Annotated in this window: 11 protein-coding genes; 6 read left to right on the forward strand and 5 right to left on the reverse strand. The window is 48.6% G+C overall.

Annotated features, from left to right (window positions below; translation table 11 throughout):
- Window positions 1-115 precede the first annotated feature (115 nt).
- The gene (locus tag ACCI51_RS06090; RefSeq protein ID WP_371842956.1) at window positions 116-3013 is read left to right on the forward strand and encodes a PKD domain-containing protein; all 2898 of its coding nucleotides are present in this window, start codon (window positions 116-118) and stop codon (window positions 3011-3013) included.
- A 40-nt stretch (window positions 3014-3053) separates the two neighbouring features.
- Here the strand turns inward: ACCI51_RS06090 and ACCI51_RS06095 are convergent, their stop codons facing one another.
- Window positions 3054-4355, reverse strand: coding sequence for an amidohydrolase (locus tag ACCI51_RS06095; RefSeq protein WP_371842957.1), 1302 nt, complete (start codon window positions 4353-4355; stop codon window positions 3054-3056).
- A gap of 413 nt (window positions 4356-4768) precedes the next feature.
- Between ACCI51_RS06095 and ACCI51_RS06100 the strand changes: the two genes are divergently transcribed.
- The 5 genes from ACCI51_RS06100 to ACCI51_RS06120 all read left to right on the forward strand — a co-directional run bounded on the left by ACCI51_RS06100 (window position 4769) and on the right by ACCI51_RS06120 (window position 11529).
- Entirely contained in the window at window positions 4769-5080 is a 312-nt protein-coding gene (locus tag ACCI51_RS06100) for a cupin (RefSeq protein ID WP_299587702.1), read from the forward strand.
- A gap of 240 nt (window positions 5081-5320) precedes the next feature.
- Window positions 5321-5629, forward strand: coding sequence for a DUF1272 domain-containing protein (locus tag ACCI51_RS06105; protein ID WP_371842958.1), 309 nt, complete (start codon window positions 5321-5323; stop codon window positions 5627-5629).
- Between the two features lie 226 nt (window positions 5630-5855).
- The gene (glk, locus tag ACCI51_RS06110; protein ID WP_299587705.1) at window positions 5856-6818 is read left to right on the forward strand and encodes a glucokinase; all 963 of its coding nucleotides are present in this window, start codon (window positions 5856-5858) and stop codon (window positions 6816-6818) included.
- Between the two features lie 215 nt (window positions 6819-7033).
- Entirely contained in the window at window positions 7034-9877 is a 2844-nt protein-coding gene (locus tag ACCI51_RS06115) for a TonB-dependent receptor (protein WP_371842959.1), read from the forward strand.
- Window positions 9878-10017: 140 nt separating this feature from the next.
- Window positions 10018-11529, forward strand: a complete 1512-nt coding sequence (locus tag ACCI51_RS06120) for a tryptophan halogenase family protein (protein WP_371842960.1) — start codon at window positions 10018-10020, stop codon at window positions 11527-11529.
- A 71-nt stretch (window positions 11530-11600) separates the two neighbouring features.
- Here the strand turns inward: ACCI51_RS06120 and ACCI51_RS06125 are convergent, their stop codons facing one another.
- The 4 genes from ACCI51_RS06125 to ACCI51_RS06140 form a co-directional block, all read right to left on the reverse strand.
- Window positions 11601-11900 carry a hypothetical protein gene (locus tag ACCI51_RS06125; RefSeq protein ID WP_371842961.1) on the reverse strand — a complete coding sequence of 100 codons (300 nt, stop codon included), beginning with the start codon at window positions 11898-11900 and terminating at the stop codon, window positions 11601-11603.
- A 64-nt stretch (window positions 11901-11964) separates the two neighbouring features.
- Entirely contained in the window at window positions 11965-13770 is a 1806-nt protein-coding gene (locus tag ACCI51_RS06130; protein ID WP_371842962.1) for a VCBS domain-containing protein, read from the reverse strand.
- A gap of 319 nt (window positions 13771-14089) precedes the next feature.
- On the reverse strand, window positions 14090-16279 hold the full coding sequence (locus ACCI51_RS06135) for a tetratricopeptide repeat protein (RefSeq protein ID WP_371842963.1): 2190 nt from the start codon (window positions 16277-16279) through the stop codon (window positions 14090-14092).
- 3 nt (window positions 16280-16282) lie between these two features.
- On the reverse strand, window positions 16283-18280 hold the full coding sequence (locus ACCI51_RS06140) for a DUF3857 domain-containing transglutaminase family protein (protein ID WP_371842964.1): 1998 nt from the start codon (window positions 18278-18280) through the stop codon (window positions 16283-16285).
- Window positions 18281-18380 lie beyond the last annotated feature (100 nt).

Raw genomic sequence — 18380 nt, forward strand, 5'->3', positions numbered from 1 at the left:
TCTTTCCTCTTTCCTCTTTCCTCTTTCCTCTTTCCTCTCATTTTATGTCACATCTTTAAGTAGTATTCGTGTTAATTTATGTTTGCTTTTAAAAGCGATTTTACAAGGAGATGTTGTGAAGCTTAGATTACTCGCAAAATATTTGGGACTTTCCTCGGCTGCTTTTCTATTTACAAACACTGCAAGTGGAGAGGTTCAGTTTCAGCCGGTAGAAATTTATTCCTCAGGATCAAAGGCAGAAGCGGTCGCTATTGCCGATTTTAATAATGATGGACTTGATGATGTTGTACTAACTACATCGAGCAACTTTGATCCTGAAAATGACTTTAAATTAAAGGTATTTCTACAGGACGAATTTGGTGGTCTGGCGGGTTCTATTGATTATCCACTTACAGGTGGAGAGACAAGTCTGCCTCAATCTATTGCAGTGGGTGATCTTGATAATGATGGTTTGATAGATGTTATTGTTGGACTTGACAGTGGCGTAACTGAGATATATCTGCAAGATCCCGTTGACGGTTTAGTATATGCGGAATCTTTGGAAAATTCCTATTCTGAGCGAGTCGCAATTGCCGACCTTAGCAATAATAGTAATAAAGGAATTCTCGGGGTTAGTTGGGAAGAGAATGGTGCTGTAATAACCCATAAAGTAGGGGGGGCACCTACCTATGTAAGTACCGCTAGCGATCTAGCTATTGAAAGTCTAGGGCAAATGGCACTGGGTGATGTTGATGGAGATGGTATAACGGATATTTCTCTAATTGCTAACGGGTCTCCCGAAAATAGCCTGGTTGTTCTATCGCCGGATGATTCTTTGAGGTTGAATGAAATTACCAGTATTGAATTAGATGGAAATGCTGATGATATTCAAATAAAAGGGATCGCCATTGGTGACCTTAATAATGATGGGCGCAACGATATTTCCGTATCACTCGTTGGTGAGGGGCGTCTTAACCCTGGAGTCGCGGTATATTACCAGGGAGAAGATGGCTTATTGCAGCAGGCTGACATTCATAACTATGGCGGCATTCCTGGGGAACTTTTAATAAAAGATATTGATAATGATGGTTTTGCTGATTTAGTTGTCTTGCCGGTTGGTGGCGAATTCTTAAGTATTTATCAGCAGCAAGATGATGGTGCTTTGGCTATGAGTGAACAGATCGCCATTCCAGGTGCGATGTATACCAACCCTCAGAGTATGGCTAGTGGTGATGTGAACGGGGATGGTATTGCAGATATCGTTATCGCAAATCCTTCCCAGGGATTGGTTGTACTAAAAGGTAGTGCTGGGCATATCAATCAGCCGCCCACAGCGGTTGCCGGTGAAAATCAAACGGTTGAAGGTAATACGGCGGTATTGCTCGATGGTACTCTGTCTTCTGATTCCGATGGCAGTATCGTGGCCTACCGCTGGACACAGATTTCCGGGACCTCCGTCATCTTAAATGACTCTAGTGATGGCTTTACTAGCTTTACCGCGCCTTCCGAAATTACTGGAGTGGTGCAAGAGTTAATTTTCGAGCTGGAAGTTGAGGATGATAAGGGTCTAAAGAATACTAGCAAAGTAACGATTAGTGTTGGGGTTAACTTAGATCCTGTTTTGGTAGTCGATCTGATAATGTCAGCATTTACTGCCGGCCAAGAGGTTACATTATCTGCAGGTCAGTCTTATGATCCTGATGGAACCATCGTTAGCTATCAATGGCAGCAGGTTTCTAGTGGCCCGCGTATTGAACTGAAAGAGCTTGATGATGGCTCCGTAACATTTATTGTTCCCAAAATAGTTGCAGAGCCAGGAGTTTCCTACTCAGCACTAGTATTTACGATTGAGATTGAAGATAACGGCGGCGCAAAGGTTAAACAGAAAAGGTATTTTTTTGTTAAAGTGTTAACAGCTCCTGTGGTCGGAAGTGCTTTTCTAATAGTAGACCCAGGCGAGGAAGTCTTGCTTCAAGATTGGGTTGGGGATAATGACGGCCATATTGTAGATTATCGCTGGCGTTCACTCTCCGATATGGATATCGAATTAACAGCCCTCGCCGATGGTAGCGCAAGCTTTTTAGCTCCCCAAATTCCTGAGGGTACAGAAGTCACACTGGAATTTGAGCTTGAGGTTGAGGATAACGATGGCCTGACAGCCACGGGGGTATTTACTGTAATTGTTAAGCGGAATATTCCCCCGTTTATTGGGATAAGTTTTCAACCATTGGCTTTACCGAATACAAATATTACTTTGGATGGTTCCCATTCAGGTGATTCAGATGGATTTATTGTGAGTAAACAGTGGGAGCAAGTATCAGGTCCCCCCGTTGAATTGATGGATGCTAATACTTTAATTACTAATTTTAAAGCGCCAGCAGAGCCAGCCGTATTGTCATTCAAATTGAGTGTCACTGATAATAGAGGGGTGACACTTCAGTCTACTGTCAGTATAGAGGTTGCGTTAGTTTCTCCCAGAGTAATAAGTACGACTCAAGAAGTGGGGCCCGGTGAAAATATCATACTGGCTCCTGATATTTTTTGGGACGCTCCAGGTGCGCATATTGTAGATTATCGTTGGCGTTCACTCTCCGATAGGGATGTGGAATTGACAATCCATGCCGATGGTAGCGCGAGTTTTATAGCGCCACAAAATCCGGGGAGTGAATTTACTCTGGAGTTTGAGCTGGAGGTTGAAGATAACAATGGCCAGACTGCTACGGGTGTATTTACAGTAATCGTTGAAGGAAATATTCCACCGTTTATGGTGGTTGCATATGGGGCTGTAGGCGGTGTTAAGACTAATACAATTTCGACCTTGAGCGGTGGGGCTTCAAGAGATCAAGATGGAACTATTGTGAGCCAGAAATGGGAACAGGTATCGGGTCCATCCGTTGAGTTGATTGATGCGGACAAACTGACTGCTTATTTTATGACTCCAGCGGAGCCTGCCAGTTTATCTTTTAAATTCAGCATAACGGATGATGATGGAGCGACGACCGACACGACTATAACCTTAGATGTTGAAGAGTAGATAATAATAAAGGCGAGCCTCACAAGAGGCTCGCTTTCTATTACTGTTGTTTATAATTGGCCATATAATTCAAAGTCAATACAGTCAAAGCCTCAGTACCTTTGCGCAAAGCACTTTCATCCACATAAAACAGCGGTGAATGGTTGCTTGGCGCTTTGCTTGGATCTTGGCCTTGTGGGGTTACGCCAAGGAAGTAGAAGAAGCCGGGTACTTCATTCGCATAGTAGGAGAAGTCCTCGGCTCCGGTTATTTTCGGGACTTCGACCACGCGCTTGTCACCCACTACAGACCTTAAAATAGGCAGAGCCTTTTCTGTTAGCTCGGCATTATTGATCGTTACAGGGTAACCCTCCAGAATTTCTACCTCGGCGCTAGCCCCAGAACTTTCGGCAATTAATTCCGCAGTGGTTTTTAAGCGTTTAAAGATCTCAGCGCGATTATCCATATCAAAATTGCGAATAGTGCCATTCAGATAAACGCTGTCTGGAATAATATTGTTGCGCACGCCACCATCGATACGGCCGTAAGAAATTACCGCTGGCTCTTTGGTGATATCGACCTGGCGGCTGACAATCGCCTGGGTGCCCATGACCACCTGTGCAGCGGCGACGATGGGGTCAACGCCGCCCCAGGGGCGTGAGCCATGGGTCTGGCGGCCGTTGATAGTAATGCGGAACTCATCGGCAGCGGCCATAAGTGGGCCCGAGCGATAGCCGATGACACCGGAGGGTAGAGAGGAAGTCACATGCTGACCAAAGGCCACGTCCGGCTTGTACTTCTTGAAGATGCCCTCTTTGAGCATCAGTTCAGCCCCGCCTTCCTCATCATCGGGTGCGCCCTCTTCAGCGGGCTGAAAAATAAACAGTACGTTGCCGGCCAACTCATCGCGCAGGCCGGCGAGTACCTCGGCAGTGCCCATCAGCATGGCTACATGGGTATCGTGGCCACAGGCATGCATTACGCCCACGTCTTTGCTTTGGTAAGTGGCTCGCGCCTTGGAAGCGAAGGGGACATCGGTTCTTTCGGTGACCGGCAGAGCGTCCATATCCGCGCGTAGGGCAACGGTTGGTCCGGGTTTGCCACCTTTCAAAAAGCCCACTAGACCGGTATGGGCGATATCGGTTTCTACCTCAAGGCCCAATGTGCGCAAGTGCTTTTCAATGTATTTGGCGGTTTCAAATTCGCGATTGCCCAGCTCGGGATTCTGGTGCAGGTGGCGGCGCCATTCGATGACCTTGGATTCGGTATCCTGTAATAGTTGCTGTGGTCCTTGATCGGACGCAGACGCTGGGCTGGTCAGTAGGGCAGTGCTGATGGCTAGCGGTAGGAATAATTTTCTCACGGATTTCCCCTGGTTCTCATTATCGTTAGCCGATTCTAACGGGCTGGGAGAAAAGCGCCAGAGGTAATTAAGTCTGTTCCTTTTAGTAGATGCTGCTAGATTATTAGCCTTTAAAACAGACTCACGGAGTGGCTCGGTGTATATAGGTTCACTCCTATCGGCTCAGAGATATTGTAGATTCTGAAAGCACTGATTGATTGCCGATTCGAATTTTTATATTGCTTCTGAATATTGAGTTTCACGATATTGTGAATACCTTTACAATAAATTTTATTAATATTAAAGGGTGCCAGGAGAAATTTGATGAAGCGAGTGAAAAGAGGGATCTTGATAACTGTCTTTTGGGGGGCGGAATATTTTGTTCGTTAACGAATTTTATTTTATGTGTACCATAAAAAAGCAGTGAGACGGCTATGGAATTTGTGAGAAGTAAAGAGTTTACCGGTAAGGTTGCCTGGGAATCAAAATTAATCGCCAATATGGATGGTGTTACAACCAAATTGCATTGGACCGATAAGCCCTATGTTTGGCATATTAATGATGGCCAGGAAGTTTTTGCCGTACTTGGTGGTTGTGTTGAGATGTTTTATAAGGTAAACGGGCAGGTGAGATCGCAGCTATTAAATACTGGTGATATTTTTTATGCATCGGAAGGCACTGAACATGTCGCTCATCCGCGAGGTGAGGCTCGGGTTCTGGTGATAGAGTGTGAGGGCAGCGTATGATAAGTCTTCCCCAGAGATGTTTAGTGATTGACTGAATACAGTAAAATCTATAGGTCGATATTTTATTTTTTCTTTGGGCCGATTGATTTCGATTTTTTATCGCTCTGCGATAAGGGCTTTTTAGCAATATTTAAGAGTTATTCAGCTTCAAGTATTTTATCTTTTAAGTTGTGGATAGTGTTCTCCCCTAGCGCTGGCTAAGTATTGAATTTTAGGTGATTAAAGAAAGGAAAATGGTCTATGTTGGCATTGAGACCCAACTGCGAGTGTTGCGATAAAGATCTCCCATCTCACTCGGTTGAAGCGATGATTTGTACTTATGAGTGCACTTTTTGCCGTACTTGTGTTGAGGAAGTTTTAAGTAATGTCTGCCCTAATTGCGGTGGTGGTTTTTGTTCTCGCCCCATTCGTCCACAAATAGCGCGGCGTCCTGGAGTGGGGCTCGAGTTTCAGCCGCCCTCGGGGCAGCGGGTACTGAGCACATTTAGCCGGGAAGAGATGCAGGAATTTGCCCAGTCGATAAAGGGAATTGTTGCCGAAGCGCGCTGACTTCCTGAATAACGTGGGACAGAGCTCAGCCTGGTGACCAGCTGTCATCTATTGGTCAGGGGTAATGAAATGAGGGCCATCCTTGCAGTGGCCATTTTATACAAAGATAGACCACCCGGTTATTTTATGGGCCAGGCTGTCCTCAGGACGGAGTTCTGGGGCTAGCATAATTTCCTCTGACCCCTTAACTTATATCGCCTTTTTTGGGGATCTTATAGGGATAACTATGACGAGTATCGTAGCGGACATCGGCGGCACAAACGCCCGCTTTGCGATAGCCAGGCCAGTTGGGCAGGGTTATGCGCTTGAAGGGCTGAAGGTGGTGGATTGCAAACGCTTTGATGGGTTTGACGCTGCTTTACAGCACTGGCTCGATGGCCTCGATCAGCCCAGGCCCGATAAAGCGTGTATTGCCGCTGCGGGTCCGCTGGAAAAAACGGCTTCCGGTAGCCGCGTTTATATGACCAACCTGGGGTGGAATATTGAAGCCGCCACCTTAGCTGAGGCGTTTCAGTTTCCCCACTTGGAGCTGATCAATGATTTTGCCGCACTGGCTCAATCGCTGCCGCGTTTGTCTGCCAACGACTATCAAGTACTGCGGGAGGCTCCTCGCTTACCTGGAGCCCCTATGGCAGTTCTGGGGCCGGGCACAGGTCTTGGTGTGGCCGGATTGGCAGAGGCTGAAGGCCGTTACCATGTCCTCGCGGGAGAGGGGGGTCATGCCAACTTGACGGTCTCAACTGAGCGCGAGCTACAGCTATTACAGATTTTAATGAAGAGCCGCGCTCCGGTTTTTAATGAGTGGGTTCTCTCCGGCAATGGGCTGGTAAACCTGTACCGCGCCGTATGTACGTTAAATGGTAAAACACCCGATGATCTGGCCCCGCCGGATATTAGTGCCCGTGGCCTGGATAACTCCGACCCCTTTTGCAGAGAGACTCTGCTGGATTTTCTCGGCTTCCTCGGTAGCGCCGCAGGAGATGCCGCTCTGTATATGGGTGCTAAGGGCGGTGTCTTCCTGGGGGGGGGAATACTGCCGCGCATTGCCGAACTGCTGCCCGAGAGCGCGTTCGAGCAACGCTTCCTCAACAAAGGGCGGGTTCATCAGTGGATGGAAGCCGTACCGGTGTACGCGTTAAATGCGGGATATCAGGCACTGATCGGTGCCGCAGTACAACTGGAAGGTTGATCTTTTCTTGTCCTCTCACGTCTCTAGCATCCACTCGTTAGTCCGTTTGTCAGGTTATTAATATCTGTCGCTGCAGGTTGTAATCTAGCAGCGCCTTAGTGTGTTTAAAGTCACAGATTCTCCCACCTCCTCCCCCCGCGGGGGAGGATGTTATGGATAGGGGGCCGGCCTAGGATGCAGGGTCTCAACATAACGATAAGTCCAGGGAGAAGATGATGAGTCTATCCAATAAAGGTAAAGGGGCGCTCAGACCCACTTTGCTGTCTGCGGCCATTGCGGCCTCTGTGTCCGCCTCTATTGGGGCTTACGCACAGGAGCAGGAAGCACTGGAAGAAGTAACCGTTACCGGTATCCGTGCAAGCGTCTTGGGTTCCCTTGAAGCCAAGCGCAGCGCGGATGTTGTGGCGGATGTGGTGGATGCGGGTGCGCTGTCATCTCTTCCCGACCAGTCTATTGCCGACGCCCTGGGCCGCCTGCCCGGCGTTACCACCGTGCGCTCTTCCGGCCAGTCGTCAGAACTGAATATTCGCGGTATGAATGGCGACTTCCTGCAGACTACGCTGAATGGCCGAGAGCAGGCCTCCACCAGTGGTTACACCGAAAGCACCCGCTGGATTTCCTTTGACCAGTACCCGGCCGAGCTGATCAGCCAGGCCGCGGTGTACAAGTCTCCTAAAGCCTCCCACATTGAAGGTGGTGTGGCCGGCTCTGTTGAGCTGAAAACGGCCAACCCACTGGATGCCGAGAAAGAGCACAACTTCAATGCCAATGTACGCATGTCGTTTAACGACGCTGCTGATGATGTAGGTGCCGATGAATTCGGCCAGCGCGTAACCCTGTCGTATATGGGTAAATTTATGGATGACAAGGTTGGTGTGGCCCTGGGTTACTCACACCTTGAGCAGCCGAATAGTTTTACCAAGGCGCGTGCTGGGGCTGACGAGCAGCTGGGTTATGACAATGTTGGTCTTCAAGGCGAGGGCGATGTAAATGTTCCCCGCGCTTTTCAGTGGCAAGCGGGTACAGGAACCGATACTCGCGATGGCTATCTGGCCAGTGTTGTTTTCCAGCCGACTGATAACTTTAAAGCTCAGCTTGATTACTTTAAGTCTGAGTTCGAGCGTATCGATACCCGTCATGGTATTACGGTTGGGAATTTGGATCAGTATGGGGGTTATATTGGTACTGGAGCGGTAATTTCCGGTGGCGCTGTGACAGAAGCAAGTCTCAATGTTACTGATACCATCAGTGGTCCCTGGTTTGAGGCGCGTTCCGAGGATCAGTCTACTCAGGCCGATAGCGATAGTATCGGTTTGAATCTGGAGTGGAATATTGCTGATCGTCACACGCTGGTTTTTGATTACTCTTACAGCGAAGGCACCAAAACCCGCAAGGACCAGATTGTGTCCATGCATGCCTATGATTTAGGTTACAACGAGGAGGGTGACCTGGAAACTTGGCAGGAAGCCGCGAACCAGGGTTTTACTTTTAAGATGGATGGGGAAGGAATCCCCACTTCGGCGTTTATGGGAGTGGATTTTACCAACCTAGACACCATGCGCCTTTCCCGTTACGAAGAGTATCCTCATCAGTACACCGATGAGGTAGAGGCTTTTAAGCTGGACTACCAGTTTGATCTGCAATGGGGGGCTATCGCCTCTTTAGAAGCCGGTGTTCGACTCTCGGAGCGTACTTTCGATTCAGATCGTAGCACCTTCCTCTATGGCAGTCGTGATGGTCAGTACAACGGATACTGTGCAGATAATATATCTGACGTCGAATGTATGCCCCAGCCACTTGATGGCTTCGTTAAAGTGGCATCTGTCGATGGAGCTCCAGACCATTTTGTTGTAACTAACATGGATGGCTTGGCCTCCAGCATTTTCGGCACCGGTAATTACGGCGGTGTTAAGATGTTTAGTGATGGTAAAGACTGGACATATATTGAGTCCGGTGCGGTCACCGAGGAAGTTTTCGCATATTACCTAATGGCAAACATCGATACTCAATTGGGTAGCATACCGGTCACGGGTAATTTTGGTGTACGTGTTGTTGATACCGATGTGAAATCCCGTGGTATCCAGAATGTCGGTGCTGGTAAAGGTATTGAGATTACTGATGATCTGGGTGTAACCAGTAACGACTATGATGATGTCGAATATGGCCCTGAATATACCGATACTTTACCTTCACTGAATTTAAACTTTGAGCTTACTGAACAGGACTATGTCCGTTTTGCAGCGGCCAAAGTTATGGGACGTCCACCGGTAGGGCAGCTGAAAGGCGGTGCTGGTTCGTGGAATTCTGATGGCGAAAATGACTACAACGTATGGACTAAAGGCTCCCCTTACCTAGACCCTTTCCGTGCGAACCAGTTTGATCTGGCTTATGAGCACTATTTCGAAGATGGTGGTGCTATAACGGCCGCAATTTTCTGGAAAGACATCGAAACCTTGGTTGAAGAGCAGTTTATTTATCTCGATACCCAAGAGGAGCGAGATGCACTATTCAACTCCTTGGGGATTATAGTGCCTGAAGGGCGTGAAGCGGCTGCATTTAAAACCTTCGTTAATAACGATAAAGGCGGTTATATTCGTGGTATCGAGCTGGCGGGTACTAAGACCTTCAATGAGCTACCGGGTATTTATTCTGGGCTTGGCATGACCGCTAGTTATTCTTATACCGAGAGTGAAACGGAAGTTACTGGAGGCAGTCTCTCTGGCGAAAATATGCCTTTACCAGGGCTGTCGAAAAACGTTTGGAGTACTACGGTATTTTGGGATATCGGTAGTTTCAGCAGCCATGTGAATGTGCGTTATAGGGATGAATTTACTCAGGTAATGTCTATCCCCGGCAGTTCTACTGTGGTTCCTGCCCGGGAGTACACGACTGTGGATGCTCAGGTGTCCTATGCCTTCGACAATGGTATCGATGTAGTTTTCTCAGCCAATAACTTAACGGATGAAGCGGATGTTAAGTCCTACGGCGTTGATGGCGTCTTGGGTGAATACACCGAGTTTGGACGTCAGTTCTATCTGGGTATGAATTATAGCTACTAAGTACTTTGACTAATCTTGTATAAACCGGATTGTTGATAAAAAACCGCCCGCCGAGCCATGCTCGTCGGGCGGTTTTTTTTCGATTGAAAATCGTGACGTGCCCCAAGGTTAAGCACGACGATAATAATTTGAGAAACGTTATGAACAGCCAAAATACAAAAGTTATTATTCTTGGCGGGGGGACCGCTGGTTGGATAACCGCTAATCTGATGGCGACCCATTGGCGGGATAAAGGGTTTGAGATTACCCTGGTGGAATCACCGGATATCGGCATTATTGGTGTTGGTGAAGGGTCAACACCATCGCTGAAGGGTTTTATGGAAACTATCGGCGTGAGCGAGGCGGAGTGGATGCCGCACTGTAATGCTACCTATAAAGTAGGTATTACTTTTAAAGACTGGTCCATTAAGCCAGGTTTTTCTGAGTATGTGCATCCGTTTGTGGGTCAGCCAGATCAGTTTAATATTCCGGCATTTTTTCATAACAGCTTTCTGCGCAGAAAAGGTATCGACCTTGAGGGGCATCCGGATCATTTCTTCCTGGCAACGGAAATGATCCGGCAAAAATTATCTCCAGTAGCACCGGAGAACTTTCCCTTTGATATTGCCTATGGTTACCATTTTGACTCCGGTTTGCTAGGCCAGTTTTTACGTCGTGTTGCCGAAGGAAAGGGTGTTAACTACAAGGCGGCAACGGTTGCCGGTGCTATGCTCGATACCCAAGGTAATATCGATCACTTGAAAACTACGGATGGCGAGGTGCTCAAAGCCGATCTCTATGTTGATAGCTCCGGTTTCCGGGGAAGCCTGATCCAGCAGTCCCTGAACGTTCCCTTTATTAGTAGTGCAGAGAGCCTATTTAACGATTCTGCAGTTGTATTCGCTACGGATCAGGAAAAAGACTATGCCGCACATACGATTTCTGCGGCGATGAAATATGGATGGGTCTGGAAAATTCCCCTGACTCACCGCAATGGTAACGGTTATGTGTACAGCTCCAACTTTATCGATGATGACAAGGCCGAAACTGAGTTTCGTGCGTATTTAGGCCTGCTCGATAGTGATGTCGAGGCGCGTCGGTTAAAATTTAAGGTGGGGCGGGTTGCCCAGCACTGGGTAAAAAATTGCCTAGCAGTGGGTCTCTCCCAGGGGTTTATCGAGCCTCTAGAGGCCACTGCCTTGGACATGGTACAGGAAACTGTGGTGCGCTTTATTGAGGCCTATAATAACGGTCATTACACCGATCAGTTCAGGGATGATTTTAATCACCGTATTAGCGCCCGCTTCGATGCCGTGCGCGACTATATTGTGGGTCATTATCGCATTAGTTCGCGAACGGACACGGATTACTGGATCGCCAACACGACCAATGAAAAGATATCGCCCTCTCTACGTTCGATACTAATGTCCTGGATGGCTGGTAAGAATATTACCGATGAATTGTTGGAGCAAAAGCTGGATACTTATTTTCCCGATACTTCCTGGAACTGCCTTTTGGCGGGAAAGGGGCTTTATCCAAATCGTGAACAGCTGCGTCCAGGCAGTGATCTGGCACACAAATATAAAATTGAAGATATCCGAGAGTTTAACCGGCGCTGTGCTTTAAACTTTAAATTACATAGGGATCAGCTGCTTACACTGCAGCAATCTTGAATTGCTTGTTTTGAAGAAAAGTTAAATGGAGAGAGAAGCCGGAAACTGTTGTTGTCCGGCTCTTCGTAAGATTATTCTTCTTCGATTTTTTCCAGTTTCTTGCTTTCTTTCAGGTGCAGCAGTCGTTTATCGCCGCGCTCGCCACGAATTCTTACCCGATCACCGGATTTCATGCCTTTGCGTTTAACCTCTTCGGCATCAATAAAGTAGTAAGTTCCGCTGGTTTCATCCTTGAGGCTGAAACGACGTTCGACCTTGCCGGTTTTAAAGTCTTCAGAGATGACTTCCTCTAAGGTTCCGGTGACGACTTCCTCTGCCTGACAGAAAAGGCTAAAAGTAATACTGAGTACGAATACTATAATTTTATACATAAAGTGTACCTTCTAAATTTAATGATTGGCGACGGTGGTGGTTCCCAGATTATTATTGCAGTCCTCAATTATCATATTGGACTGTTATTACTGCAGATTGATCGGCGTCACTGTTAGATTTGTAAGTAATGGTAATGCCAGCACTGTTATCTTCAAAGAAATCACCTGGACTCTCCAGTACGGCCACATGATTTGAATCTATATCATTTAAATAGTGAATGGTCACTGAATTTGCATAGTGAGAGTTTGGATTCAGGATGTTGTGGCCAACATGGTAGTTAACATAGTAGTGGCTCCGGCCATTTTTGCTGCCGTTACTTTGCACTTTGAGCTGTTGGGGGAGAGTCCCAGAGAGTTCGCCAGCGGTCAGCTCAATGGCTTGGATTTCTATATCCTGAATACTGCCAGCAACCTGGTTGATGGTAGTACTGTAATCAGGAGATAACTTGTACCAGCCCATAACTTCCCTGTGGGCACTGCCAAACAGGCGAGATTTTGAGCGGTTGCCCATTAGGGAGCCGGCGGTACCGTATTCACTTTCAGCCCTGCCGTCGTTATCTTCGTCCCACCCCGCGTGGCCTAGGCCAATATTGTGACCCAGCTCGTGCCCCATCACTAATTGATCGGTGCGTGCGGCAACCACACTCCACTTACCGCCTACAGAGGCAATACCGGTGCCGATCAGGCCGGCATCCTCGGCTTCTGAGGGGTAGATATAGACCTGATGGCGCCAGTCACTGAGATTCAAGGGCTGGCCATTATCATCAACCATCGTGTCACGGGCCCACTGGTGGGCATCGTCTCTCCAGGAGAAGCCGCCATCGGTGTATTCTCCACCCTGGCCTTGACGTGCTTGGGCACTTGCAACACTTAAAATCCCCCCATTTTGCGGGTCTGGAATACTGTAAGTGATACAGTCAATGGAGCTTTCTTCCACGCCCTGCTGACCGTAGCAGTAGTGGGGGAGGTCTTTACTGTCGATTCTATGTCTTAGAAACTTGAGTTGCCCCTGGGAGTTTTCCAGGTAGGCATTATCGAGGGAGTCGACATCATTGAAGACCATATCTGCGATATCGCTAACGCCCGCTTCTCTGGTGGCGATTGCGTCGGAGAAGTTCATAAATATAAAAACGATACTGCTTTCAGTGGGATCTGTGGTGGCAATTGAAAAAGTCACCGATTGCTCACTGCCATCGGTCAGCAGGAACTTGATGGTATCCTTACTGGTTTCCCCTGCTTTTAATACCCCAGCGTTGCTATCGAGTGAGTATGCCCAGGTTCCATCATTTTGAATGGTAAATTTACCGTACTGACCATTAATGGTGTCTGCCCTGAAGAGGGGAGTATTACCGTCGACATCCTCAATTTTTAATTGGCCGGAGGCGCGCTCTTTGTTATTCAGCACCAATGTAGAGAGGGGGACGCTTGGGGTGAAGGAATAGGGGTCGTCAGCGCCGGTTATCTGAATACTAATTTTGGTGGTGTCACTGCCGCTACCAACGCCGAGGGTAAAGACATCGCTTGTCTGCTCATCGAGATCCAGCGGATTGGCCAGGTCGCTATCCAGCGTATAGCTCCAGTTGCCATCTTTAGAGACAGTCAATGAGCCGTAGCGGCCTTGAAAGCTGGTATTTTCGAAGGTCTGAGAGGGGTTGGCGGCGTCAACCAGTTTGCCACTCGCAGAGGCTGTGCTGTCTTCTACAACGCGGCCTTCGCCGCCGCTAATGCTTATCCCCTGGCTGCTGCCACCGCCACTGCTATCTACTTCAGTTTCAGGGTTTCCGTCACCATCGCCACCAGAGCCACCGCCGCAGGCCGTCAGGAAGGCCGTTAGGCTGATCGCTGAAAATAGTTTTATCGATTCGTTCATATTGCTCTCGAAATCTACTTGTAATTTTTCGCAGGATTATAGAGGGGTGATTTTCTTATTCTGTGAAATTGGGTGGATATTCGGATTTTACTTTGGGTTTTAGGGGCTGATGGATATTTGGCATTTATAGAGAAAAAAACAAAATGATAGGGGAAATAAATTTCTTAATTACCTGTCAAAACATGTATTTTTTGCACGAAAAACTTACATTGGCGGATAAAAAATATCCGCTATTTCACTGGTGTGTCAGTAATGTGCATAAGTGGGGGCAAAGCGACCAATCTGACCATTGACCGCTGTATTGGCAAATACTGAAGGGTTATTCAGTTTTTGATAAGAGGCTCACCAGTTCCCCTATTTCCAACTCGTTGCAAGATTGTGACTCCTGACACCTTTGTAAGGTGCGCTTTATGGTGCTATTTCCGCTTTGCTCGGAGGCCAATTTCAAGAAATGTAGGGCCTTTTTCAGATTGTAATTGGTAAGGTCACCGGAACTGTAGGCCCTGGCCAGTTTTAAAGAGGCGCCGGTATGGCCCAGTTCAGAGGCACTTTTATACAGTTCAAGGGCCAGCTCCTGATCCTTGCTTACGCCCAGCCCCTGCTCATACATGCGGCCCTGGTTGAAGAGGCCATACATGGAATTGCGTTTTGAGGCGTGTTCAAACCAAGTCAATGCGTCAGTATAGTTTTGCTCACCGGTCTCTTCACCTAAGCTAAGAAATAACAACCCGAGGGCATTCATAGCGTCCACCGATCCGGCTTCTGCGGCCTGCTTCAAGTAACCTATTGCCTGTTGCAGATTCCGTTCTACTCCCAGACCATGTTGATAGAGTAACCCCAGGTTAAAACTGGCTCTGGCTGACCCCTGTTGTGCAGCATATTGGTATATTTTGAGTGCTCGCTGGTAATCCTGCTCAACGCCCGCGCCCTTAGCAGAGGCGTAGCCCAGACTGGTGATACAGTCGAGGTGGTTGACCTTAGCGCAGAGGGCATACCAGCCATAGGCAAGCTCGTGATTGGTCGGTAGTATTTTTCCGGTGGTATTTAGAGTGCCCATGCGAAATTGTGCCGGCAGGTGCCAGCGCAGTGCAGCCGCCTCAAAATCCCTAAGGGCAGATTGGGAATCTTGTCTTTGTTGATAAAGACCGTTTTCAGCAATTTTTCCTCTCAGATGCAAGGCCATAGGGAAACCGGCCTCGGCGGCCTGCTGCAGATAATACATGCCCTCCTCGCTCAGATTTTCATCGGCGACCTCAAGCAGATATTTACCATAGTAAAATTGTGCTGGAGGAAAATTCTGTTCTGCCGCTCGGCGGAGTAGCCTTTTAAAAGCGTCTTGTTGTGCGGACGGGCCCTGTAGGTGGAAGCCAGCCAGTTCAAACAGTGCCGGGGCATAGTCATGGTTTGCCGAGGCTTGGAGGTAATGTTGTACCTGCTCTTCCCTGGACTCGCTGTATTGAAAAGATGACAGTAGCAGGGCCATGATGTACTCGGCCTCACCGCTATTCATAGCTTGCGCGGCACTTGCCAGTAATTGTTTTGCTAGCGGCGTATCGGTTTCAATGCCGAGGCCGATTTGAGTGATATAGGCCAGTATGACTTTGGCCTCTTGCAGACCTTGGTCTGCGGCGGCAACAAACAGCTGGGCGCATTCATTCAGAGTAAACTTTGTGCTTTTACCAGCAAGGCACAGATTGCCAAGACTGATACTCGCACTAATGGAGCCCATGCCGATCGCTTCTAGGTAAGACTGCTCCGCCTGTAGGAATTGCCCTTCGGCCTCTTGAACTTGACCGATGGCATGGCGTGCGGCGTAATCAGTTTCTGCCATTGGCTGGATAATTTTTTTATAAAGCGCGTCAGAGAGACCTGCAAAGGGGTACTTAATCTCAAGTAGGCGGTGCAGGAAACGGGTATTGTCAAAATATATTTTTCTGACCTTGCTATTCTCTGGATCGCGCACATTGTAAATTTTATATAAACCGTTGCGGCTCGCAGCAAATTCAAAATAGCTATCGATGACTTCATAGCCTGACAAGCCGAGTAGGTCCTCGGCATCGCCCCAGCTGGCGATTTCATAGGCACTGTAAAAGGCGTCGCCCCTGCGGGTGGACAGTACACCGGTGGCGATAAAGTTGAAAATATTTTGGTGATGATTGGCCTGCGTATTATTTCCGGTGGACTCATAGCACTCGGTGGCACTCAAGTGTGGTAGTAACGAGATACTGTTGAGCTGAGTAATTTCCTGCCAATTTACTTCGGTACAGGTTTTCTGCCCGGACTCGATGGCTGCCATTTCTCCCTGGTAGCGCTGCTGTGCCTCGAGAGTTTTCAAGGATTGAGGCGATTCCAGGTAATGGCGCCAATAAGTTTCATAGAGGACGGAGTTCGGTATTTGCGCTACCTGTGCGGTTAAAGTCGACAGCGGATCTGTTGATGTTTCAATCACAGTTTGCGAGGTGCAGGCAGAGAACAGTAGGGCGATCGGTATCAGCAGCAGTTTTTTCATGTCTTATTTCCTGATCAGAGATTTAATCAGGTTTTTCATTTCCTGGCTGTTGCTGCGCTCGAGGGAGGCTTCACTCTTGGCCCAAAACTTATATTGTAGTGCTGTGTCGAGCTGCTTGAACTGCACCAAATATTGGGGCACATCCTGTTGCTCGACATGATCGGTTTTCGATTTAAAGGCGTACTTGACCTCTAGCCCATTCTTCAGCCGCTTTGCCCTGCGGGTAAAGGTGAACCAGGGGTTGTCGATACTGATGGTGTCCAGCTCTTCCTGCCAAAGTAATTCGCCGCGAATACGTACTGTCGCACTCTGCAGGACATCGACAGGGTGTGCCAGGGCCAATGGGGTCTTGCGAATAGGCCGCTGGGGTTTTGACAAGTAGGGCACGATGGCGGAGCCGTATAGAGAGAATATCTTGCGCGCGGAATGCCGCTGGGCAAATTCACTGATTTGGTAGTGTTCGGACACTTCCAGCTGGTTCTCCTGCAGGCTGTCCTTGTAAAGGATTTCTGGATTGGCGTTTACTCCTGGATAGTAGCCGGCAATAAAATTGGTATAGCTACTTTTGATCTGCTCGGAATCTGCGGAGAGGAAAAACTGACGCACCTGCTCAGCCTTTAGGTGCGTAAAGTGTGAGCGCACGTGCAGCTGCGCGCTGTTCTCTGCGGCATCGATCTCAAACTGTTCCTCGATACGGGCGCTGAGGCTGGCGACTTTCTCTGAACTGGGCTCCATGGCTTTGAGGCTCTGGGTATGTTCTGCGATAGGCAGTGCCAGTTCGTAGTCGAAAAACCCCTTATGTTCGATGTTGATACCCTGACCGGACGCGGTGGCGTCCACCCAGTATTCGCGGTCATTTAATATGATCAAATTGATCACATGGTTAAAAGTCTCGGGGGAGGGAATATCCCGGCCGATGTCCCGCCCGCGAGAAGAGGATACCAGGGCAGGGTAGGATTCAACCCCGAGATGAGCCAACATGCTAGTGAGCAGCAGGGTTTTGTCCTTACAGTCTCCGTAGCGTTTCTGGAGGGTTTCCTGTGGAGTTCTAGGCTGATGCGAGTTGATACCCAGCTCAATGCCAAAGTAGCGGATATCTTCCTGTACATATTCGATCGCCTTACTGACGGCGCCCTCGAGCCCCAGTTGTGCCCGCCAGCTATCCAGTGTTTTTTCCAGCGCCGCGGGCAGCGATCGATCGACCTGATAGAGCTCCAGGGCCCATTTATTGACCTCTGCCCAAGTATCGTAGCCAGAGTATTGGAAGTAATTCAGGGGATCGTGCCAGTAGGGGTATTCACTCTCTGCCAGCACTCCCGCCACATCCCTCAGGTCGAGTGTGTAGGCAAAGTTGCCCTGGTGGCGGGTTTCGCTGACGGGAACTGTATGGTGGTTAAATCGGTAGTTGAGCTTTTTGTCACTAATTACTTTTACAAAGCGGCGGTCTACCGCCTGAGGCCAAGAGAGATAGAGACGGCCAAAATCGTTGCGCGCAAAGATTGGATTGCTGCCATCGATGGTGTAGGTGTAACGGATGATATCGCCTGGGCGGATATCCTCGAGGATATAAAGTGCATTCCACTGCTCGGAATAGAGTTTGCTGGATAACTCTTGTTCGGATTGAAAAAGCTTGAAAGCATCCTCTTTTAAACGATTCAGGCGCTCACCGTCACGCTGGATGCTGATGTCGTGCACCAGCAGCTTTTGGAAGGCTGGATAAAAGCTAAAATTCAGCTCGGCAATTTCATTGACGCCCTGCTGGTTCAGCGGCTCCATAATTACTTGGAAATAGTATTGCTGCTCTTTACCCCAGTGGCGTATCTGAGAATTCGACAGATGCACGCGCACGCTCCCCTGCGCCGGGCGTTTGGAGACCACTGGCGGTAACACTTCAACCCAGTCGGGGGCTGCACTGAATAAGAGTTCCGGGGCTGCTTGTGCGAGAGAAGTAAGAGCGATAAACACGGTGGCCAGTAGTTGGCCGTGAAAACGGTATTTCAAAGTGAGCCTCTAGGGTTATTCACGGCCATGGTTACCCACAGCAGGTGTTTATAGGCCGGAGGTGAGTTCAGGCGCTCGATGGGCAGAGGGTATAGAGAGG

The organism is Microbulbifer echini (assembly GCF_041447225.1).
Taxonomy (GTDB): Bacteria; Pseudomonadota; Gammaproteobacteria; order Pseudomonadales; family Cellvibrionaceae; genus Microbulbifer; species Microbulbifer echini.